This is a genomic window from Mangrovimonas sp. sgz306409, assembly GCF_059735265.1.
The window spans coordinates 1-544 of sequence record NZ_JCAPEU010000043.1; the positions used below are offsets into that span (position 1 = coordinate 1).

Sequence of the window (544 nt, forward strand, 5' to 3'; positions counted from 1 at the left end):
AACCGTTGGCGGTAATTCGAATGAACAAAACTGATAAATCAAAACATAATGTTTCAGTTGCCTCGATTAAAAGAAGTACTATAAAACCATACGATTTCAAATGGACAAAATTTTATGAATCAAATTCTGAATTTGCTTATTCTGGACTTCCGTTAAATTTAGCGGAAAATGAATTGATCATTTGTTCGACTGTAGTAGACTCTGATAATTACAGCATTTTGACTACACAAAAACTAATTACAAATGAAAATGGAATTGAAAAAGTAGGGATTTTGACTGGAGCAACCGACAAAGGATATGGGGATTTTAAAGGAATTGGAAACAAGCCCTTAACCTTCGGAGTACTTAAACTAAAAAATGGAACTGACTTTAAATATTTCATTGAAACTGGAAGAGCATCAATGATTATAATTTACGGATTAAGAACACTTTTAAGCTTACAGCATAAGACTGACAAAAAATACTAAACCATAACTCGAATTTAAAATTCTAAAAAACAAAAAACTACCGCCAACACAGTGTATAATTCATTGCTTCCGATTTT

At 31.1% G+C, this 544-nt stretch carries 1 protein-coding gene; it reads left to right on the forward strand.

The features are described 5' to 3' along the window. Positions 1 to 467 (forward strand): hypothetical protein (locus tag AC6I5C_RS17845; protein ID WP_497906352.1); only part of this gene is annotated, 467 nt, incomplete at its 5' end. Between the last annotated feature and the right edge of the window lie 77 nt (positions 468 to 544).